The organism is Sodalis sp. RH19 (assembly GCF_047324215.1).
GTDB lineage: Bacteria > Pseudomonadota > Gammaproteobacteria > Enterobacterales > Enterobacteriaceae > Acerihabitans.
Genome location: NZ_CP178734.1, coordinates 5586865 through 5605977 on the forward strand (window position 1 = coordinate 5586865; position 19113 = coordinate 5605977).

The 19113-nt window shown below is 53.8% G+C and carries 22 protein-coding genes and 1 pseudogene; 9 read left to right on the forward strand and 14 right to left on the reverse strand.

Translation table 11 applies throughout. From position 1 onward, the window contains the following. Positions 1–11: 11 nt before the first annotated feature. The 3 genes from ACL2XF_RS25205 to ACL2XF_RS25215 all read left to right on the forward strand — a co-directional run bounded on the left by ACL2XF_RS25205 (position 12) and on the right by ACL2XF_RS25215 (position 2045). Entirely contained in the window at positions 12–680 is a 669-nt protein-coding gene (locus ACL2XF_RS25205) for an adhesin (RefSeq protein ID WP_413723563.1), read from the forward strand. A gap of 224 nt (positions 681–904) precedes the next feature. Beyond that, positions 905–1810 (forward strand): hypothetical protein, encoded by a 906-nt coding sequence (locus tag ACL2XF_RS25210; protein ID WP_413721395.1) that lies wholly within the window; start codon positions 905–907, stop codon positions 1808–1810. Further along, positions 1797–2045: a hypothetical protein gene (locus tag ACL2XF_RS25215; RefSeq protein WP_413721394.1), complete on the forward strand. Its 249-nt coding sequence runs from the start codon at positions 1797–1799 to the stop codon at positions 2043–2045. Before ACL2XF_RS25210 ends, ACL2XF_RS25215 begins: the two co-directional genes overlap by 14 nt. Before the next feature lie 38 nt (positions 2046–2083). Here the strand turns inward: ACL2XF_RS25215 and ACL2XF_RS25220 are convergent, their stop codons facing one another. Next, the gene (locus ACL2XF_RS25220) at positions 2084–2311 is read right to left on the reverse strand and encodes a SymE family type I addiction module toxin (RefSeq protein WP_413721393.1); all 228 of its coding nucleotides are present in this window, start codon (positions 2309–2311) and stop codon (positions 2084–2086) included. Between the two features lie 91 nt (positions 2312–2402). Between ACL2XF_RS25220 and tnpC the strand changes: the two genes are divergently transcribed. Then, on the forward strand, positions 2403–3971 hold the full coding sequence (gene tnpC, locus ACL2XF_RS25225) for an IS66 family transposase (protein WP_413721392.1): 1569 nt from the start codon (positions 2403–2405) through the stop codon (positions 3969–3971). Between the two features lie 3 nt (positions 3972–3974). Here the strand turns inward: tnpC and ACL2XF_RS25230 are convergent, their stop codons facing one another. The 9 genes and pseudogenes from ACL2XF_RS25230 to ACL2XF_RS25270 form a co-directional block, all read right to left on the reverse strand. Beyond that, positions 3975–4226: a type II toxin-antitoxin system ParD family antitoxin gene (locus tag ACL2XF_RS25230; protein ID WP_413723564.1), complete on the reverse strand. Its 252-nt coding sequence runs from the start codon at positions 4224–4226 to the stop codon at positions 3975–3977. Beyond that, positions 4216–4325, reverse strand: a pseudogene (locus ACL2XF_RS25235) (recombinase XerC); the annotation flags it as partial. The pseudogene ACL2XF_RS25235 and the gene ACL2XF_RS25230, both read right to left, overlap by 11 nt. 313 nt (positions 4326–4638) lie before the next feature. Further along, positions 4639–5154 carry a ClbS/DfsB family four-helix bundle protein gene (locus ACL2XF_RS25240; RefSeq protein WP_413721390.1) on the reverse strand — a complete coding sequence of 172 codons (516 nt, stop codon included), beginning with the start codon at positions 5152–5154 and terminating at the stop codon, positions 4639–4641. 234 nt (positions 5155–5388) lie between these two features. Beyond that, positions 5389–6558, reverse strand: coding sequence for a TCR/Tet family MFS transporter (locus ACL2XF_RS25245; RefSeq protein ID WP_413728862.1), 1170 nt, complete (start codon positions 6556–6558; stop codon positions 5389–5391). Positions 6559–6600: 42 nt separating this feature from the next. Then, complete coding sequence (locus tag ACL2XF_RS25250; RefSeq protein ID WP_413727721.1) at positions 6601–7242, reverse strand: TetR/AcrR family transcriptional regulator; 642 nt, start codon at positions 7240–7242, stop codon at positions 6601–6603. A 231-nt stretch (positions 7243–7473) separates the two neighbouring features. Next, complete coding sequence (locus ACL2XF_RS25255; protein WP_413721387.1) at positions 7474–8106, reverse strand: TetR/AcrR family transcriptional regulator; 633 nt, start codon at positions 8104–8106, stop codon at positions 7474–7476. Positions 8107–8230: 124 nt separating this feature from the next. Then, positions 8231–8791 (reverse strand): RNA polymerase sigma factor, encoded by a 561-nt coding sequence (locus ACL2XF_RS25260; RefSeq protein WP_413721386.1) that lies wholly within the window; start codon positions 8789–8791, stop codon positions 8231–8233. Beyond that, the gene (locus tag ACL2XF_RS25265) at positions 8791–9156 is read right to left on the reverse strand and encodes a hypothetical protein (protein WP_410013627.1); all 366 of its coding nucleotides are present in this window, start codon (positions 9154–9156) and stop codon (positions 8791–8793) included. Before ACL2XF_RS25265 ends, ACL2XF_RS25260 begins: the two co-directional genes overlap by 1 nt. Before the next feature lie 113 nt (positions 9157–9269). Next, positions 9270–9992, reverse strand: coding sequence for a hypothetical protein (locus ACL2XF_RS25270; protein WP_413727722.1), 723 nt, complete (start codon positions 9990–9992; stop codon positions 9270–9272). A gap of 375 nt (positions 9993–10367) precedes the next feature. On the opposite strand from ACL2XF_RS25270, the gene ACL2XF_RS25275 reads away from it, so the two are divergent. Further along, on the forward strand, positions 10368–10853 hold the full coding sequence (locus ACL2XF_RS25275; RefSeq protein WP_413721383.1) for an RcnB family protein: 486 nt from the start codon (positions 10368–10370) through the stop codon (positions 10851–10853). On the opposite strand, the gene ACL2XF_RS25280 is transcribed toward ACL2XF_RS25275, so the two are convergent. Beyond that, positions 10854–11762: a cupin domain-containing protein gene (locus ACL2XF_RS25280; RefSeq protein WP_413721382.1), complete on the reverse strand. Its 909-nt coding sequence runs from the start codon at positions 11760–11762 to the stop codon at positions 10854–10856. 141 nt (positions 11763–11903) lie between these two features. Between ACL2XF_RS25280 and ACL2XF_RS25285 the strand changes: the two genes are divergently transcribed. After that, entirely contained in the window at positions 11904–12641 is a 738-nt protein-coding gene (locus tag ACL2XF_RS25285) for an SDR family oxidoreductase (protein WP_410016736.1), read from the forward strand. 15 nt (positions 12642–12656) lie between these two features. Here the strand turns inward: ACL2XF_RS25285 and ACL2XF_RS25290 are convergent, their stop codons facing one another. Then, entirely contained in the window at positions 12657–14483 is a 1827-nt protein-coding gene (locus ACL2XF_RS25290) for a methyl-accepting chemotaxis protein (protein WP_413727723.1), read from the reverse strand. 569 nt (positions 14484–15052) lie between these two features. Here ACL2XF_RS25290 and ACL2XF_RS25295 point away from each other — a divergent pair. Next, positions 15053–15484, forward strand: a complete 432-nt coding sequence (locus ACL2XF_RS25295) for an OsmC family protein (RefSeq protein ID WP_413727724.1) — start codon at positions 15053–15055, stop codon at positions 15482–15484. A gap of 248 nt (positions 15485–15732) precedes the next feature. Then, a complete protein-coding gene (gene psiE, locus ACL2XF_RS25300; protein WP_410013632.1) occupies positions 15733–16131 on the forward strand; it encodes a phosphate-starvation-inducible protein PsiE in 399 nt (132 codons plus the stop codon). Positions 16132–16291: 160 nt separating this feature from the next. On the opposite strand, the gene ACL2XF_RS25305 is transcribed toward psiE, so the two are convergent. Both ACL2XF_RS25305 and ACL2XF_RS25310 read right to left on the reverse strand, forming a co-directional pair. Continuing rightward, the gene (locus ACL2XF_RS25305) at positions 16292–17140 is read right to left on the reverse strand and encodes a hypothetical protein (protein WP_413727725.1); all 849 of its coding nucleotides are present in this window, start codon (positions 17138–17140) and stop codon (positions 16292–16294) included. 204 nt (positions 17141–17344) lie between these two features. Then, the gene (locus ACL2XF_RS25310) at positions 17345–18313 is read right to left on the reverse strand and encodes a GlxA family transcriptional regulator (protein ID WP_413721378.1); all 969 of its coding nucleotides are present in this window, start codon (positions 18311–18313) and stop codon (positions 17345–17347) included. Between the two features lie 135 nt (positions 18314–18448). Here ACL2XF_RS25310 and ACL2XF_RS25315 point away from each other — a divergent pair, with 135 nt between their 5' ends. Further along, positions 18449–19090: an HD domain-containing protein gene (locus ACL2XF_RS25315; RefSeq protein ID WP_410013635.1), complete on the forward strand. Its 642-nt coding sequence runs from the start codon at positions 18449–18451 to the stop codon at positions 19088–19090. Positions 19091–19113 lie beyond the last annotated feature (23 nt).

Here is a 19113-nt window from a genome sequence, read left to right on the forward strand (position 1 = left end):
ATCCGGCAGCGATGACGGCCGATGAACGTAATGAACTGAAAAGCTATATCAGGCTTTACGCGGCCGATATGCAGACTCAACATGGAGATGCGGTAACCAGAGAGCTGGTGACCGGCTTATTGACGGGGCAAGATTATCTTAAGTCAGCGCCCAACAGCGAAGCGCAGCAGAAAGCCCACACCATTATGAACACCTGGGGTTACCATACTTCGAATGCGAGTATGGGTGACCCCGCGCTAATGTTTGGATTGGGGCCGCTGGGCCAATCGATCAAAACGGGGATGGTAACCAATGCTGCGATCGGTGTTGGTGTTAATACAGGCGTCCAACTCAGCGGAGGCGATCCTTTTAGCTATGTTGATGTGGTAATGGCCGGGGTTACCGCAGCGGCGACCACAGGAAAAGCTATTTTACCCAGCGTGGGAATAAATATAGGCGGTGCAGCTATTGGTAGTGCAGCTAAAGGTGAAGATCCGACCAATGCTATGATTGGGGCTGGGGCCGGTACTGTTATAGGAAATAAAGTCTCAAAAGGTATGACTGATAAATTTTCTGGCTTGATTAAAGAAAATACAGCACATCTAACTGGGGCTATAGGCGGGTCTTTCTCTAGCGAGATGCTTGGCGGAGCTGTAAAAGAGTATTTAGATAATGCGGACGAGAATGATGGGAATAACTGACCTCAAAAAACTCAGCGTGTTAGTTATTTGTAATATATTTTTATTCATTATATTAGTATTCGTAGCTAGGCTTTTGGCATCTATTATTGTTTATTTCAAGATTGGCCATTTCATGTTCTATCTTGGGGATGGCTTTTTGACCTCTCTAAAGCAAGCTACTGTAGCCGGTACGACGCTTGGCGTGGGAATCTGGATTAAGTCCAAGCTTAGCGCTAAGAAAACGCATGGGTCATCCGACTAAGGTGGAGAATAACTTCCTGAGTGCAAAAGAAGCACGGCAACTGGATAAAGAGCTAGCCGACCTGAAAGAGACGGGTGAAGACGTCACTCCCTTACTTGAGAAATACATTGATATCAGCAACAAGAATGCGAAAGAACTTGCTGATGCATGCAGCGGTGGCGGCGTGGCCTGTGTGACATTGGAAGAGCTTATTCAGGCTGAAACAAATGTTGCCAATGATGCTCATCCTTCGCAATTTCGGCTAGATGAGAAATTAAAGCAGCCCGAAGCCGCCGCATTAGTTAATTATCTAAATAAAAATGATCTTAAATTCCTTAAAGATAATATCACTACCGGTGATAGAGTGCTGTCTGTGGTCAGTGACCCTACGTCTTGGCCAGTCATTATGATGGGTGCAAAATCCATTATTCAAGGGCCAAGTGGAAAAGAGCAATTAATCGCTGCTGGAATATCGGGCGCGGCTAATGCGGCGATACAAGCAGGGGCGACAGGCGATGTCAAACTTACCGATGTGATCAACGCTGGAGTCATTGGTGCAATCACGGCGGGTAAAGGATATAACCCTACTGTCACCTGGAATGCGGCAGGCGGCTTTTATTCGGCGGAAATAAAAGGGGACGATCCTTTTATGGGGGCATTACTGAGTAAATCAGGGGCTTCAGTGGGCTATGCTGCAGGAAACGTATTCAAAGTCCCCATGGATAAGGTACTTAATCCAGTCTCGAAACAATACGAATGGGTGCCGATTGGGATCTGGACAATAACGAAGCCTGCGCCAATGAATCCTTTACCTTCAATTAGTGCAAATATTACTGATTCGTTTGTATCTGAAGTTGTGGGAGAACGCTTGAACCAAAGTGTATCTGGAATTAAAGATGAAACGAAATAAATTAAAATTTTGTTTATTTTTATTGATATATATGTGTTTTTCAATGGTTTTTATTTTTATTGTAAGTGGTGTCTTTGCTTACTTACTGAAAGGATGGTTAATGTGGGAATTTGATAAGCCATTTCCTTTTGGAAAAGAAGAGATAAAAATCATTTGCAAAATTGGCCTAACAGGTTTTCCAATCGGAATTATATTGTTTTGTTGTTATTATAAAGACATACAAAAAATCAGATAGTCAAATCCCGGCCTTATGCCGGGATGATAACATTAGTTCTAGACGTTAAGCTCAGTTTTGATGGTCAAGCATCCCTGCTCAGACGTTACCACTACCGTTTGCCCAGTGTTAAAGCCCAGTTCATCAAGCCACCGCCCGCTTATCTTCAACTGCGGGCTGGTCTGGCGCGTTCCGCCATTAGGTGCATAACCTACTGTATAATAACGAGGTTGTGATGGTTTTACTTCAGTTGTGCCAAGTTCTGACTTACAATCGCGCTTAGCCATAGTAACTACTCCTAATTGGAAACAACCGGAACGTACTTCGTTTAACCTGGCGATATTGTAATAACCCGATAGCTTCCCTTAACATCCTGGCATGAAACGAAAAAATCATGCCTTGCCCACTGATATGCCCGCGCTGCAAGCGCTGGTACTGCAACAACAAACGCTGGTCGCGCAACAACAGGCGACTATCGCATCCCTGCACAATGACCTTAACGCACGCAAAGCAGAAATCGACCGCCTGCTGGCGCAACTGGCGAAACTGCGGCGCCTGTACTTCGGCCGCAGCTCGGAAAAGGCCGGGCGACAGATAGTCCAACTGGAGCATCGCCTGGAAGAGCTGCTGACGGAAGATAAGGTCCAGCATGCGCCCGTCGATTGCCCGGCTATGCTGCCGGCCTCACGCCCCTCACCGGTACGTCGGCCTTTACCGTCACACCTGCCGCGTGAAGAGTGCTGCCTGGAGCCGCACGAGCCGGCCTGTCCCGCCTGCGGCGGCGATCTTAAGCCGCTGGGCGAGGATGTCAGCGAACAGCTTGAGCTGATTAAAAGCGCGTTCAAGGTGATAAAAACCCGGCGTAAAAAGAAAGCCTGCGCCCGCTGCGATGTCATCGTCCAGGCGCCGGCGCCGTCGCACCCCATCGAACGTGGCATCGCCGGTCCGGGCCTGCTGGCGCGCGTGATGACGGCGAAATACGCCGAGCACTCGCCGCTGTATCGCCTGTCGGAAATCTTCGCCCGTCAGGGCGTCACACTGAGCCGGGCCACCATGGCCGGCTGGGTGGGCCTGTGCAGCAACCTGCTGGCGCCGCTGGCCGACGCGGTATGCGACTATGTGATGAACACGGGTAAAGTGCACGTCGACGACACGCCGGTGGACGTGCTGCAATCGGGCAAAGGCAAGCCGAAAACCGGCCGGCTGTGGGTCTATGTGCGTGACGACCGCAATGCCGGTTCGCGACTTCCACCCGCGGTGTGGTTCACCTACAGCCCGGACCGCAAGGGGATTCATCCGCCAACGCATCTGGCCGGGTTCAGCGGACTGTTGCAGGCGGATGCGTACGCGGGCTTCAACCCGCCATACGAAGAAGGCCCTATCCGCGAGGTCGGCTGCATGGCCCACGCCCGGCGTAAAATCCATGATATCCATGTTCGCCATCCGTCGCCGACCACCACCGAAGCCCTGCAGAGGATCGGTGAACTGTATGCTATCGAAGCCGACATCCGGGGGCGCCCGGCCGAAGAACGACAACAGGTGCGCGAAGCGCGAACCCAGCCGTTACTGATGGGCCTGGAGAGCTGGATCAGGGAAAAACTCACCACATTGCCGCGACAGGCCGATACGGCAAAGGCGTTCAACTATCTGATGAACCACTGGCCGGCGTTGTGTTACTACGCCGGCGATGGCTGGGCGGAGATCGATAACAATATCGCGGAAAACGCGCTGCGGGTGGTGAGCCTGGGCCGGGAAAATTATCTCTTCACGGGGTCGGACAGCGGCGGCGACCGGGCGGCGTTGATGTACACGCTGATCGGCAGTTGCAAACTGAACGGTGTCGAACCGGAAGCCTATCTGCGCCATGTACTGGCGACAATCGCGGATCATCCCATCAATAAGATTAAAGATCTGCTGCCGTGGAACCTTGTCATACCTGCCGAATAAGCGTCAATACGTCACTGAGTTGACGCTTACGTTATAACGGCCACTGTCGATTTGTGCGCGGATAAACTCTTCGAAGTGAGGACTTAGCGCGATACTGGTTGTCATGGTTGCCTCCGATACAGAATAATATCTATTACTATCTGTTAGTATCTTTGATGGTTTATTAACGTCAACCCCCGTGGGGGCATCTTCTGCCATCAAGTCGAGCAACAACCCGATATCGTCGTCAACGTCTGGCCTATCGCGTTGACGCATGCACCGCCGACAGCGCCTTGATGCTTACCTGCGTGTAGATTTGAGTCGATTTGACGCGGCATGGCCCAGCATCGCCTGTATCCAGCGCAGGTCTGCGCCAGTTGAATAGCAAATTGTCGTTGATCCCATGCTCCTACGCCAGTTTGGCAATAGATACGCTGGGCTGGAGCGCCTGTTCCACCAGATTGATTTTGAAGTCCAGGATCTGGGGCGCAGATCAATTTAACAGAGGAGCACCCAGGTTATCTAACGACTTCTGTTAAATCAGACGGCGACTGGACGTACGCTTACGCAATAACGCCCCTATAAGAACTGATTTGCCGTCGCCGATGTTTTTAAACGCTATGGCTGAGGGGGGCTGCCAAACCTGGGACTGTTGCTTTTTCGCAGTCAATTTTTCCGCCAGCTTCCCTCACAGCTTAAGGTTATTTTCCTTTGCCCATTTTCTTAACCTGCCGCAGGCGTTGGCGTAGGGTGAAGACGTATTAAGAGAAATCATTCTTCCCATTGTCCATTTGCCATACCACGCTTTTCCATACAGATCATCGTCGGATCGCTTATTGATAGATTCAACGATTTCGTTTTTAGCTTCCTGCAGTTGGTTTTTTAGCGAGTCTAAATCCACATCGCCATAGTCGTGATAAAACTTTTGGGCGAGAAGACCAAGCTGGTTCCACTGGTAACCTTTTTCCGGGAAATCGACGGGCTGTCCTGCTTCGTCACGCGTTATCCATTTGATAACTAATCTATTCCAGCCAACTAAGTAAGCGACAAGATTGCAAACACTCATAACAGAGCCTTTTGCATGCCCTTCCATGGATGGATCCGATGCTAATTCTGGCGGAATGGATGCGAGGTAACCTGATAATTTATTGTAGTTTTTGTCGATGGCTAACAGAAGTTCCGATTTAGTTTGCGGCACACCCATCAGAATTCCCTCTCCGGTTGTTGGGGTATCGAGGTAGTTTGGCAAAGGCGGGGGTACTTATGCGAACACTTTCGAGGAAAGTGTGAGTAAATCTCATCGTTAAGCTGATCGGTTCTTATTTTGAAAAGTTACTAATATATTGTTTTTATTTATAGATATCTTCTATTGGGAGCAAGCTCGCCTAAAGGAATAAGGCGATATTTTGCAGTGTCGGTCGCTGGCCACACGCTTACGTTATGTGCGGGCGCAGCGATATATCAAAGGTACCGCGAACGCATAAATGATAATGACTGAAATCCAGATGGCGCCGGGCCACCATGTCCGGACCAGAAAGTATAAGGTCGAGAAAATCAATGGAGCCACAATAGACGCCAGGCTGACAGCCGAGGCCAATATGCCCTGAAGCTGTCCTTGTTGGTCAGCGTTAACCTGATGGGTAGCCAATGCCTGGAGGGCTGGCGTGCCGATGCCGCCAAGGGCCACAAGCGGCATAATCGCGAACACCATCCAACTCTGGTTGCTTATGGACAGGATAATCAATGCCAGGCATGAGCAGGCAATGCCGGCCAGGATAGTGCCGCGTTCGCCAAGCAGCCGGCTGGCAGGGCCGGGCAAAAATGCCTGCGCCAGTGTCTGGCATACTCCGAACGTGCCCAGGGACAGGCCAATCCACAACCCATTCCAGTGAAACATATCCTGCCCCCACAGCGCCCAACAGGTTCCATAAACCTCGCCAGTGGCGCTTAAGAAAAAGAAAACCAGCGTGACAATCAAAAGCCCTTTAGAGGCGGATAACCAGCGCAACGGCTTGAGCGGGTTAAATTCAGACAAATTCATTTTCCGGTTTGCCGGGGTGCGGGACTCTTTCAGGACGGTTAGCGCCAGCAGAAAGTTACCGGTGTTCAGTCCGGCGGCAACGAGAAAGGGGAGCCGTAATCCGTAGTCGCCGAGCCACCCGCCAAGAACCGGCCCGATGATGAAGCCAGCGCCAAACATGGCATTAAATAATCCAAAACGCCGGGCGCGTTTGTGTTGCGGGGTTATATCAGTCAGCCAGGCCATAGCGACTGCTATATTCGCGCTAGTGAGGCCTGCTATCGCCCGCCCGGCCAGCAGCATCCAAAGCTGGGTGGAGAAAGCCATTATCAAGTAGTTGATCACCGCGCCGGAAAGAGAAATCAGCAATATCCGGCGCCTGCCGAAATTATCGCTTAATGCGCCGAGAAAGGGGGCGAAAATAAACTGCATAAGCGCATAAAGCGCCGCCATAATACCGATGTAAGGCGAGATGTCCGCCGTATGCATGACATCTTCGAGAAGCCGCGGAAGAATAGGAAATATGATGCCGATGCCAATAGCGTCAAGCCAAATGGTAATAAAAATAACGCTCAGCGTTTTCTTCACCATGGCTGCAACATCAGGCTGGCAAGCGCCGTTCCCCACGGTTTACACATAGGGCGTTCCCTGTGCAGCCGCTTCGACGGCATGAAAGCCGCGGTCAAGAAGACCAAGGAATACCTGTCGCCTATCCTTGATTGATAAAGTTGTTTGGTGGCTCAGCGCCTCCTGGAATGCGATACGCCAGGTATTCAGCACGATGACGGCGATAAGGCTGGCCGCGGGATCATTATTTTGCGCGTTGATGCGCGAGGACAGGATATTGCTCAGCGTCAGTACCAGTATTTCAAACTGCTCAAGCGCATAAACGCGCAGTGATGGGCTTTCCGCGACCACCCTCCAAAAGTCGGCAACACCCTTATCCATCCTGACTAACGGATGTTCCTGTTCGACCAGTTCAGCGGCCAGGGTCCGTAATGCCGCCACCGGCGAAAGCGCGTGATGGCGGTCGATAGCGCTTTGTAATAATTGATGGATCTCGTCAATGCGATCGAAATAAAGCGCCTCTTTGCGCGGGAAGTAGTTGAATACCGTCATCTTAGAAACGTTTGCAGCGATGGCAATATCCGTAATAGTGACATTATCAAATCCATGTTTAATAAAGAGTTCCGTCGCGGTGTTTGATAGCTGCTGGCGCGTGATGCGTTTTTTTTGCTCACGCAACCCTTCCGCTTTACCGTTGATGTTCACTTGTCCGCTCCCGGGTGTTCGTGTCTCTATTAGGGCATGTTTTTATGTCTGGTAAAATTTTATGATCATCATAAAATTAAGTCCAGTAAAATTTTAAATCACGTCCATTTTGGGCGGCCAACAGCGCGGAAGGGTTATTGGGGCGGCGACCCCCGCAGGCGGCGGACCGACGGGAGGTTGTTATATGATGGGCAACCGGTGAATGTAGCGGGCAGGGGAGCCGCCGTTCGCTCAGGCGTAAGGCGTGCCCGCCATGGCGGCGTTCAGGCCGAGGGTTCCCCGATCGATAAGAGCGAGAAAGGCGGCCTGCGCTTCCTCTGCGTCCCGATGGTGGCGAAAGATCCGGTGAGCCTGGATGAAGGCCACGGTCCAGGTGGCCAGGAGCAGGCCGGCCGCCAGATGGGCGGCGGGATCGGTGGGCTCCCGCCCCACGCATGCGCATAGCGCTTGCGTCACCACCTGCGCTATCTCGTCGCGTATCCCGCGGGCCCGGGCCTTAAGGGTTTCGCTGCCCTCGATGGTCGCCATGAAGCGTTCGCTCCCGGCGGAAAATTCGACATAGGGGCTTTGTTCCGCCACCAGCCGGTGCGCGAGCAGGCGCAGCGCCTCGATGGGAGAGACTTGGGGATCGCGGCGCCGCAAAGCGTCGCGCAAGAGTTCACGGCCCTCCTCGTCGCGATCGAAGAACATGTCCTCCTTGCGGGGAAAGTGATTGAACACGGTCATCCTCCCGACGTCGGCGGCCGCGGCGATCTCATCCACCGTCACCCGATCGAAGCCCCGTTCCATGAAGAGGCGCGTGGCGGCATTGGAGATGGCTTGCCGCATGGCAAGGCGCTTACGGGAACGACGGTCGGATGGCATTGGCGAATGGACCTTATCAGCGTATGTATATGTACTGAGTATACCTCGAGCCGCGGCATAGAGGGACAACGCCTTGAGGTCCGGGCGCCGGAGAGACCATAACGGCAGGCTATTTTCAGCCTGCTCAGGCACCGGTTACCGCTTCATAAAGCACCTGCAGGCGCAGGCGCAGGAACAGCACCGCCTGGTGTTTGCGCGACAGCAGGGTTTCGACGGCGATCCCGGTCTCATCGGCCAGCTGCTTAAAGGAGTAGCCCTGAAGTTCGGTCTTTTCAAACGCCTCGCGCTGCTGGGGCGGCATATCCGCCAGCGCCAGCGCCAACTCCTGCCATACCAGCTCGCGCAGATAGGTGTCCTCGGCGCCGCTTTGCGCATTAAACAGCAGCTCGCCCAGTTCCTCGCCGGCGGGCCATTCCTGGTCCACATCGTCGGATAGCAATAATTCGCGCTTTTTACGCGACCGGTCGATAAGCTCATTGCGCGCGGCGCGATACAGCCAGGCGGCGACCTGCTCGATGGGATGAAGATAGCTATCGGCCTTGATCAGCTGATAGCTTATCTCCTGGAACACATCTTCCGCATCGGCGACATTAACGGTGCGCCCGGCAATAAACGCCCGCAGCCGCTGCTGGCAGCCGCGCAGCGCGGCCAGCAGATCGTGGCGCCGGTCCGCGGCGTTAGTCATTATGCCTGGCCGTTATCGTCGGCGCGCGGTTCATTGCCCCGATCCCTAGGATGGCAGTGGCCATGCCAGGGACCCTGCCGGTGGCCCATGCCGCGCTGTTTAATAAACGCCTCGCGTTCCTCGGGGCTCATCGCCATCCAGCGCGCGCGCATTTCCTGGCCCCGGCGGCCGAACATGCCCCGGCCGCCAAAACCGCCAAACAGGATTTTGCAGAGGATAAGCAGCCCCAGCGCCTGGAAAAAGCCAATGCTCTTTACGCCGAATATTACCGGCAGCAGCGCGTTCCACAGTAGCATGACCAGCGTGGTAACCGCGAGGATAGCCACAACGGCCATAACCAATATCTTTAACTTACGATCTCTCATGTTGTCTACTCCACATTGTTCAGATACAGAGGTAGACGAATCAGCGGCGAAAATATTTGCGTCGGCACGGGTTAAAAAAACCCACGCGCAAATATTTTCACCCAGGTTGGCTGTTACTCAAACAACAGAGAGCTCAATATCTCCTCAATCTGGTTTTTTGCCGCGTCGGAAACAAGTTGGTAGGATACGGTTATCATCGCCGTTTTTGCACTCAGCGGAATTTGATAAATCAGCACTCTCCACGGATCGGGGCCATAGGCGCCGCTGCGCTGATAGTCCGCAATAAACGCCGTCTTACCGGCTATTTTGCCCACTGAACAGTAGGGTTTTCTCACTAGGTGAGTGCCCATCTTTTCTAAGCCAGGATTCAGGCCGTTATTAAGCGCGTCGCAAGCCTCCTTTATTTCCGCCGCCGTCGCTGTTTGTATCTCGCTTTCGGTTAACAGATTATCGCTGAAGGAAACTCTGAATACCGCCTGATTCTGTTTTTGATCGGCGCTGGAATTGGCGGCTAGGGGCGTTTTTTTACTTTTATCCTGGCTATTCATCGCCTTACTGCCAATGTCCGCGATGTCTTTTACCTGGCTGTGTGCAAGAATAAACCATTTTTCAGGCAACTCAACGCTTACGCCATAGCCGGCCACATAGCGACGGAATCCATCTTTTGGCACCACCGCGTGAGCAGAAGAAACAATCGGTGCTGTCGCAGGGATTGGCCGGGGCGCTGTATTCGCCGACATGGCCTGGTTTTTACTAAATTCAGCGCTAAAAAAAAAGATGACCTTAATGATGATAAAAATGGCGACTAATTTCAAAAGTCCTTTGATTTTATTCATAACATCCTGCAATTCTATATTAACGCCTGGATAAACACCGTTCCCCATTCTTTTGACATGTTTGCTGCTGAGCAAATGGGTTGCAATACTGACCTACAGGCGCATAAGTTTGGTTATAATATGGGCGTGGCTCATGGTCATGCGCGGCCTATCCCTCTTTGGGCCCGGGGCGATCTGATTACCAAGACTATTGTGAATAATAATCTACCGTGGCGCATTCCATTTTACTCTACTCCCCGCCGCTTTACCCCGGATTTGGGTATTGCCATGGGGCGATTAAATTTTGCTGCGTGCCACCCATGTACGGAACAACACTACCTTCCGTATTGTCTGTAGTGTAAGTATTTTGATAAAACAGCATTTACAGCGGGAGACATGATGCGCAGCAGGACTCAAGTTTTACTCTTTACGGCGGGATTACTGGCCGGCAGCCTCAGCCTGGTTTCCCCCGTACGGGCGGAAGGCGAGCAGGATGCCGTTGCGCCGCAGCAGGAACAGGTACAACCGCAGCAGGAGCCGGCGCAGCCTGAACAGGCGCCGGCACCCGCGCAACCGGATTCGGCGCAGCCGCAGCTTACGCAACCCCAACCGGAGCTTACGCAGCCCCAGCCCGCCGCGCCCCCGTCCTACGAGCTCAATAAAATCATTATCGATGATAAAGAGCATCAAATCGGCGATACGGTACCGGCTAAATACCTCACCAAGCAGTATGAAATTGTCGAATGGCAAAAGCGCCATTTGCCCGCCCCGGTAGAGAATAGCCATTGGACCTATGCCAGCGGCAATTACCTTCTGATCACCAATGACACCGGCAAAATTCTCAAAGCCGAATCGGGCGATATCTTTTTCAGTAATAACTGACTACCTTTGCGCCCGGTAACGCCCCGGCCTTTGGCCGGTGGTGCGCGTAAACGCCGCACTAAATGCCGTATCGGAACCGTAACCGACGCTGTCCGCCACCGCCGCCAGACTTTTGCCGGCCCGCAGGGCGTCGCCCGCCACCGCCATGCGCCACTCGATAAGATATTGCAGCGGCGGCACCCCGACCAGCCGCCTGAAATGCTGCGAGAACGTGGTGCGCGACATGGCGACCCTGGCCGCCAGTTCCCCCACGGTCCAGCGGCGGGCGATATCGGCGTGCATCAGGCCCAGCGCCGCGCCGATCTGCGGATCGGCCAGGGCGCCCAGCCAGCCGGGCGCTTGCATACCCGACCCCAGGTGCGCCCGCAGGATCTGGATGAGCACCATATTGGCGAGATTGGTGGCCACCACCGCGGCCCCCGGGCGTGAGGCTTCGGTCTCGATGCGCAGCAGTTCCAGCACCGCGCGCAGCGGCGCGGCGCTGGCTGACGCCGCCGGCACATGAACCACCGGCGGCAGTAGCTTCAATAACAGGGTGCCGGAGTCGTGCGCAAAAATAAAACGTCCGCCCGCCGCGCTCACCTTCTCGCCGCTGTCGCCATAACGCGCAATACCGTCTGCGCCAAGGTTTTTCGCCAGGGCCTCCCGGCCATCAACCGGCGCCAGCGTGGGATCGCTGCCGGTGCAATAGTCCTGGCCGCGCGTCAGCAAATAAAAATCACCGGTCATGATATGCACGGGCGGCATGCCATCTTCACTCCACAGCCAGAATGATCCTTCCAACACGCCGGCGAATTTGATATGGCTCAGGCCGGAGAAACGCATCGCCCAGGGACCGTGCACCTCAATGCGCGCCGACAACAGGCTTTTAGCTTTCAACAGGGAAAACACATCCGACAACGGGTCCATAACATTCCGTACGATCGATGATAAATAGCGGAGAATTGATTATAGATTAATCGGCCGGCGGGCGCCATGATGCCATCTGTCCCCGGCGTGGCCCGGCAAGGCCGCGCCGATTTTGATGGCGAATTAGGTGGAGGCGTATTCATGTCGCAAATCAACGGTAAAGTGGTGATTATTACCGGCGCGGGCAGCGGTATCGGCGCGGCGACCGCGCTGCTGCTGGCGTCGCGCGGCGCTAAAGTGGTGCTGGGCGCGCGCAGGCCGGAGCGGCTGGCGGCGCTGGCAACCCGTATACGAACCGAGGGGGGGGACGCGGCCTGTTTGCAAACCGATGTCACCCGGCGCGACGATGTGGCGCGTATTGTCGACCTGGCGTGCGAACGGTATGGCAAGCTGGATGTTTTGATCGGCAACGCCGGCGTGGGCCCGATTTCACCTCTCGACGAACTGAAGGTAGACGACTGGGAGGCGATGATCGATATTAATATCAAGGGCGTGTTGTATGGTATTGCCGCCGCGCTGCCGGTGTTCCGCGCCCAGGGTTTCGGCCATTTTGTCCACACCGCGTCCACCGCCGCGCATCGTATCGTACCGACCATGGCGGTCTATGCCGGCACGAAAATGGCGGTGCGCGCCATCTCCGAAGGGCTGCGGCAAGAGGCGGGGGAAACGCTGCGGGTCACGGTCATCTCTCCTGGTATGACGCGTACCGACTTTGCGCAGACCATCACCGATCCGGCCGTCAAGGCCCGGATCGAAGAGTCCATGAACACGTTCGGCATTGCGCCTGAGGCGATAGCGCGCGCCATCGCCTTTGCCATTGAACAGCCCGCCGACGTGGATGTGGGCGAGATTATCGTGCGTCCCACCGCGCAGGGTTAACCCGCAAGGCGGCCGCTATAAACGGAAGCTGGCAACCAGTTCCTCCAGCACCGCCGACTGATCTTCGAGCGTGTTGGCGGCAAGGGAGGACTCGGTGACCAGCGCGGCGTTCTGCTGGGTCGTGGTATCCAGCTCGCTGATCGCCCGGGCGATTTGTTCGATGCCGTGGCTTTGCTCTTCCGAGGCCGAGGAAATCTCGCCCATGATGTCGTTGACGCGCGAAACCGAGGCGACGATTTGCTCCATGGTATCGCCGGCCTGGGCCACCAGTTTGGTGCCCACGTCAATGCGCGAGACGGACTCGCCTATTAAGGTGGCGATCTCTTTCGCCGCCTGCGAACTGCGTTGCGACAAATTGCGTACTTCGCTGGCCACCACCGCGAACCCACGGCCCTGCTCGCCGGCGCGCGCCGCTTCCACCGCCGCGTTAAGCGCCAGGATATTGGTCTGGAAAGCGATGCTGTTGATGACGGCGGTAATATCCGTGATTTTTTTCGAACTCAGGGAGATGTCGTCCATGGTCCTGACGACATTTTTCATCACTTCGCCGCCTTGATGGGCATTGTGGGTGGCTTCGCCGGCGATCTGGCTGGCATGTCTGGCGTTGTCGGCGTTGTTTTTCACCGTTGAGGTAAGCTCTTCCATGCTGGCGGCGGTCTCGACCACGGCGGCGGCCTGTTGCTCGGTGCGGGAAGACAGGTCGGTATTGCCCGTGGCGATTTTGGCCGCCGACGAGGCCACGGTGCCGACGCTGTCGCGCACATCGGAAATGATGGTGCGCAGTTTGGCGTTCATGCGCGCCATGGCGGCGGTAAGCTGGCCCAGTTCATCATGACTTTCAGGCGTTATCGACGCGGTGAGATCGCCGTCGGCAATGCGCTCGGCAACCGCGAGATTTTTCAGCACCGGCCGGGTAATCTGCCGGGTGATATACCAGGAGACGAGAATACCGAAGACCACCGCAATCAGGCCGATGATAATGGTAATGCTTGAAGAGCCGTACGCCAGCGCGTCATTTTTTTCTTTCACGATATTAATAATGACTTTGACCGCGGCGCTGCTCTTATCGCCGGCAAGTTTTACGCCGTTTTCCGCCGCATTTAAATCCTTATAATCGGCATAGTAGTTCTGGCTTATATCCTTATATTTGCCAAAGTAGCTCCAAAAAGCATCAAGGGTCGGCTTGTTTTCTGGTGCGAGGCTGACCGCCAAATCGTTATATTTTTTCGCTGCATCCGCATAATTCTTTTGCAGCAAGGCTAATGCCTCATCGGTGCCTTTTAATTGCAAATTAAAGGAATTGTCTTTAATTAAAATATAGGCCAATACAAAATCATTGAGTTGATTATCCCTATCGGTGCCAAACGTCTGGTTTAGCAAGGCGGTTTTAAAGGGGCCGATGGCGTCCTGGTTATGGAGATCGTCCAGCTGGGCGCGGATGGCAACCATCTTTTTGGAAAAAACACTCATGTTTTCCAGAGATTTATTAAAATCTCCCAGATAGCGGGCAATGCTATCCAGGCTTGCCATCGATTCTTTATCCCATGACAGCGCCTGGGCTTGGTGGGTGAGCGCGGCGGCGTCATCGATAAAGCCGGCCATGACTTTACGCACCGCGTCGTCGGACGAGTAAAGGTATTTAACGCGGTTGACTTTAACCTGGAAAACATCAATATTTATATTATAAACCAGATTGGTCTTTTCATAAATATCGCGAATTTCCTTGAAGCGTTGAACACTAAGGCCTGATGCAATAACGACCAGTAATAAGACAATGCCGAAGCCTAAAAAAAGTTTATGTGACACTTTAATGCTATTTATTTTACTTATTAAACTTGTCATTTCTGTTTCCCATATAAATGTCACAAATCAAACTGTGTAATACCTGAGATAAATGTCCTGCCTAGCTATCGGCAAATTTTTCCGCTTCTTTAGGTTATTTTCCGCGGAATGAGAGAATGGACAGTAAAAATATCGATGCAGAGTGGTGCGGCGGCGGTAGGGCGGTTGTTGTGGGAATTATGGGGATTCGCTCATGCCACCCTGTGCTTTGCGTGATGGCGTTAAGCCCAATTTTTGTCTTTTGCCCGCGCTGATATGCGGATGCCTGAAAAAAATAGTGCAACCGTCCAATGGATGATTATGGCTCAATCGTGACGGGTAATGCCTCGGCTTACCGAATGCAAATGAACGTTGGGAAATAATTACTGCTATTTGTTAATAAAATAACAGGGCATATATTTTCCGCCAGCCGCATGGCGGAAATAGAATAGCCGCTTTAACAAAAGAGCGAAAAAAATAAACCGGGTTGCTGTCACGTCGCTTACCCGGCCGCATTGGCCTGGGATTTCCCCACCTCCGGCAAGAGTAGCTATACTAAAAGCCTATGGGTAACAAACAGGAGGATGCAGATGACTATTCATAAATACGGACAGGCACATTGGGAAGGCGATATCAAGCAGGGTAAGGGCACCATCTCCACGGAAAGCGGCGCCTTAAGCCAGCAGCCCTATGGCTTCAATACCCGCTTTGAAGGCAAACCCGGCACCAATCCCGAAGAGCTTATCGGCGCCGCCCACTCGGCCTGCTTTTCCATGGCGCTATCCTTGATGCTGGGCGAGAAGGGATACACTGCGCAGAGCATTGATACCAAAGCCGATGTTTCCCTTGATAAGGTGGGCGGCGGCTACGGCATCACTAAAATCGCCCTGGACAGCAGCGTGGTAGTGCCCGGGATCGATAAACAGGAATTTGACGCCATTATCCAGCAGGCAAAAGAAAACTGCCCGGTGTCCAAGGTGCTTAAGGCTGAGATTACGCTAACCTACCAGTTAAAAAACTGAATTGGCAGCACGACCTGATCCGCACCCCGTCTATCAGGGCGGGGCTTGCGCCACCGCTTTACCACGCAGTGGGTTTCCCCTCCCTACGCCGCATACCGCGTTTCGCCGCGCCGCCAAACCCCTTGCTCTTCCTTTACTCGCCTGAAGGCAAGTACCCGGATGCGCTGGTTTAATGTGATATTCATCACAAAAATCATGCTATGCTTACCGGTCTTTCCGTAAGGAAACTATCACGACGAGGTATGGGTATGATTACCGGTATGCGTATAGCGACCGTGCTGCAAATGATCCTGAATATCGGCCTGCTGTTCCTGGCGGCGATCCTGATCGTTTTTATGGGTAAGGAAACCGTTCTTCTGGCCAGGGTATTGCTGGTAAACGGCGAACTGGCGTCTTACTACCAAATGATTGAAGGCATCGTCATTTATTTTCTGTATTTTGAGTTTATCGCCCTGATTGTGAAGTATTTCCAGTCCGGGTATCACTTTCCGCTGCGCTACTTTGTCTATATCGGCATCACGGCGATTATCCGCCTGATTATCGTCGATCATAAAGATCCGCAGGATACGCTGTATTATTCGGCCGCCATATTAATCCTGGTGGTAACGCTGTGGCTGGTCAACAGTAACCGGCTTAAGCGCGAATAGCCCCGTCAGTGATGCGGACTGCCCATGATTAGCGCTTCCCCCAAGCCTGGCGATCGTCGCCTGGATGAAAACGTGCCGGCGCCGGACATCATCCGGCCTGCTTTTACATGATAAAAACGCGCCATGGCGCATTGGTGGGCGAGGGTAGGGCAAGGAGCCTTCAGTAATAGGCCGCTAAGCATTGCAAAATCCCCTTGCCGCTATTGGCCAATGACGGATATCCCTGCAATAATTTGTCAATAACATCATGATTAAGCTCAGGCAAGCCGGCGTGCTTTAGATAGTTACTTAAATGCATTATAACCAATGAAATATAAAATTTTTTATTGATCGATGCGGCATTAAATACCGTATTTGCGCATTCCAACGTCAGATAAAAATTTTCCCCCGTAAAATTTTTCTTAGGGAATATCAGTTTATACATTTTTTTCTTTTTATTTGGCTCACAATAATAAGATGCATAGAAATTATTACCTAATATAGGGTAATGCATATTTATTTGGTCCATCAGTTTTAACGGGATATCGTTAAATTCATTATCATCTTTATCTGTGACAGTGGTGATGGACAGCCTGCCGGATGCCGCGTGAAAGTTTAAAGCAGGGTTATCACTATCATCGATAAGGGTGGTATTTTTGAGCAGTTCTATCGTCCCGCTATCGCCGTCGAGCAAAATCGGCAGATAAAGGTGTTTTTCATGCGGCAGCAAAACGCTTATATCATAATATTTTTTATGCAGTTCTTGTTTTAAACATTCATATGAACGACAGGCGAAACCTGGGTTTCCCTTGCCGGGGGTATTATCACCATCGGCGAAGTTTGGTTTATGGATTTTTGCCGGGGGGCCTTCCTGGTGGCGGAGTATGGGGCTGCGCATTGCGGTAAAGGGCCGCGGGACATTGGTTACGCTTAAGCCGAATGCCGGATTGAACGGCCCGGCTTGCCGAGCGGCGGCGACATCATTTATGGCGGTATCGGAGGAAGAGGATGTTGAATTGATATTGTTCATGCGCCCGCCGTTGAGTTTCACCTGATAAAAAGAGTGTGGGTATAATAAATCACCGGTGTCTTTGATAAAGCGCTTAATCAGTACAGAGATTGAACGCTATTCTTTGAAATTTTGTAGGAGATTGCCCCGGAGGACTTGCCAGGCGTGTTGATTAGGCGGTAGCGACGTTGGTGTGGCCGCGCGCAGGCGGGTTTGCCCTTGCGCTCAATCAAGGCCGATATAATAGCGGCGATATTGCGTGGGCGTGGTTTTCAGCCGCCGTAAAAAGGCGCGCCGCAGAATATCCACGCTGGAAAAACCGCAGGCGGCGGCGATTTCCTTCGGCGCCAAACGGCTGGATTCAAGCAGGTCGCGCGCTTTGGCCACCCGCTCCTGCTCCAGCCAGCGCGCCGGCGCCACTCCCAGCGCCTCCTGGAAGAGACGCGTAAAATGCCGGGTACTGAGCTGCATATGATTGGCCAGGGTTTTCACACTTTTCACCTCATCGAGATGGGCGACGGCCCAGCGCTGCATATCCTGCAAGGACGATCTGCCGGCCAGCGAGGCGCGGCCGCTGCGGCTGAAATGCCCTTGGCCGACCGGGCGGGTGAAAAACATCACCAGGTTGGCGGCGATCGCCATCGCCACCTCGCGGCCCAGATCCTCTTCCACCATCCGCAACGCCAGATCCAGACCGGACGTTACGCCCGCCGCCGTGCGCAGCGGGCCGTCGCAGATATAGATTTCATCGCCATTGACCCGCACGCCGGGGTAGCGGCGCGCCAGTTCCCCGCATACCGCCCAATGGGTGGTGACCCGGAAGCCATCCATTAATCCGGTAGCCGCCAGCACCAGCGCGCCGGTGCATACCGAGCCATAACGCTGGCTTTGCCGGCAGCAGGCCGCCAGCGCCGCCAGGCTGTGCGCATCCAGATTAACGCCCGCCGCCACCGCCGGCGCGCCCGCCACCAGGAAGCTATCCAGCGGCCCGGTAAGCGTCTCCCGCAACGACAGGTCGGGGACGATTTTTACCCCCGAGGATGAGGTAATGATCTGCTGATCCAGCCCCATGACCCGCATACGGTAAACCACGCGCCCCAGGATGGCGTTCGCCTCGGCAAACACGTCCAGCGGCCCGGAAATATCCAGCAGTTGCGCGCCGGGCAGCGCGAGGCAGACTATTTCTTTACGCATATCCTATTCCGTACCTCAATGGGTTATTGCATGGCACCGGTCAGCGTTTTGTCTCAAATCGTCGTAATACGGTGATTGAAGACACCGAGCATGAGCCATTACCCTGGTCAGGTCAATTAACCGGAGGTAATCACCATGGCTTTCAGCATCAACGGTATCAGCGTGCCCGACAGCAAAATGGCGCGCGAAGCAACGGAGCTGGTGCGCGACACCGAATCCGATCTGCTGTTTCATCATTCCAGCCGCACCTATTATTGGGGGGCGCTGGCCGGGCGGCAGCGCGGCCTTCGCGTCGATCAAGAATTGTTGTATATCGGCTGCCTGTTCCACGACATGGGGCTGACACGGGAGCACTGCAGCTGCGATAAGCGTTTTGAGGTGGATGGCGCCGATGCGGCGCGCGATTTCCTGCGCCGGTACGGTGTCGGCCAGGCGGATATCGATAAGGTCTGGACCGCCATCGCCCTGCATACCACGCCGGGGGTGCCGGAGTTTATGGCGCCGGAAATCGCCCTGGTCACCGCCGGCGTGGAGATGGATGTACTGGGCATTAACTATGCGTCCTACCCGGAAGACGTGCGGGAACAGGTGGTGGCCGAGCATCCGCGCACGCCGGCGTTTAAAGAAGACATTATCCAGGCGTTTTATGACGGCATTAAGCATAAGCCGGACACCACCTTCGGCAATGTTAAAGCCGATGTGATTGCCGATAAGGAACCGGGTTTTATGCCTGGCGACTTTTGCGCGCTTATCCGCGCGTCGCGCTGGAAAGGGTAACCGCCGCGCAAGGCGGCGAGTTG

Excerpts from the sequence above, each read along its gene's own strand:
- ACL2XF_RS25205 (WP_413723563.1), top strand. The coding sequence starts at position 12 with ATGACGGCCGATGAACGTAATGAACTGAAAAGCTATATCAGGCTTTAC.
- ACL2XF_RS25210 (WP_413721395.1), top strand. The coding sequence starts at position 905 with ATGGGTCATCCGACTAAGGTGGAGAATAACTTCCTGAGTGCAAAAGAA.
- ACL2XF_RS25215 (WP_413721394.1), top strand. The coding sequence starts at position 1,797 with ATGAAACGAAATAAATTAAAATTTTGTTTATTTTTATTGATATATATG.
- ACL2XF_RS25220 (WP_413721393.1), bottom strand. The coding sequence starts at position 2,311 with ATGGCTAAGCGCGATTGTAAGTCAGAACTTGGCACAACTGAAGTAAAA.
- tnpC (WP_413721392.1), top strand. The coding sequence starts at position 2,403 with ATGAAACGAAAAAATCATGCCTTGCCCACTGATATGCCCGCGCTGCAA.
- ACL2XF_RS25230 (WP_413723564.1), bottom strand. The coding sequence starts at position 4,226 with ATGCGTCAACGCGATAGGCCAGACGTTGACGACGATATCGGGTTGTTG.
- ACL2XF_RS25240 (WP_413721390.1), bottom strand. The coding sequence starts at position 5,154 with ATGGGTGTGCCGCAAACTAAATCGGAACTTCTGTTAGCCATCGACAAA.
- ACL2XF_RS25255 (WP_413721387.1), bottom strand. The coding sequence starts at position 8,106 with ATGCCATCCGACCGTCGTTCCCGTAAGCGCCTTGCCATGCGGCAAGCC.
- ACL2XF_RS25260 (WP_413721386.1), bottom strand. The coding sequence starts at position 8,791 with ATGACTAACGCCGCGGACCGGCGCCACGATCTGCTGGCCGCGCTGCGC.
- ACL2XF_RS25265 (WP_410013627.1), bottom strand. The coding sequence starts at position 9,156 with ATGAGAGATCGTAAGTTAAAGATATTGGTTATGGCCGTTGTGGCTATC.
- ACL2XF_RS25270 (WP_413727722.1), bottom strand. The coding sequence starts at position 9,992 with ATGAATAAAATCAAAGGACTTTTGAAATTAGTCGCCATTTTTATCATC.
- ACL2XF_RS25275 (WP_413721383.1), top strand. The coding sequence starts at position 10,368 with ATGATGCGCAGCAGGACTCAAGTTTTACTCTTTACGGCGGGATTACTG.
- ACL2XF_RS25280 (WP_413721382.1), bottom strand. The coding sequence starts at position 11,762 with ATGGACCCGTTGTCGGATGTGTTTTCCCTGTTGAAAGCTAAAAGCCTG.
- ACL2XF_RS25285 (WP_410016736.1), top strand. The coding sequence starts at position 11,904 with ATGTCGCAAATCAACGGTAAAGTGGTGATTATTACCGGCGCGGGCAGC.
- ACL2XF_RS25290 (WP_413727723.1), bottom strand. The coding sequence starts at position 14,483 with ATGACAAGTTTAATAAGTAAAATAAATAGCATTAAAGTGTCACATAAA.
- ACL2XF_RS25295 (WP_413727724.1), top strand. The coding sequence starts at position 15,053 with ATGACTATTCATAAATACGGACAGGCACATTGGGAAGGCGATATCAAG.
- psiE (WP_410013632.1), top strand. The coding sequence starts at position 15,733 with ATGATTACCGGTATGCGTATAGCGACCGTGCTGCAAATGATCCTGAAT.
- ACL2XF_RS25305 (WP_413727725.1), bottom strand. The coding sequence starts at position 17,140 with ATGAACAATATCAATTCAACATCCTCTTCCTCCGATACCGCCATAAAT.
- ACL2XF_RS25310 (WP_413721378.1), bottom strand. The coding sequence starts at position 18,313 with ATGCGTAAAGAAATAGTCTGCCTCGCGCTGCCCGGCGCGCAACTGCTG.
- ACL2XF_RS25315 (WP_410013635.1), top strand. The coding sequence starts at position 18,449 with ATGGCTTTCAGCATCAACGGTATCAGCGTGCCCGACAGCAAAATGGCG.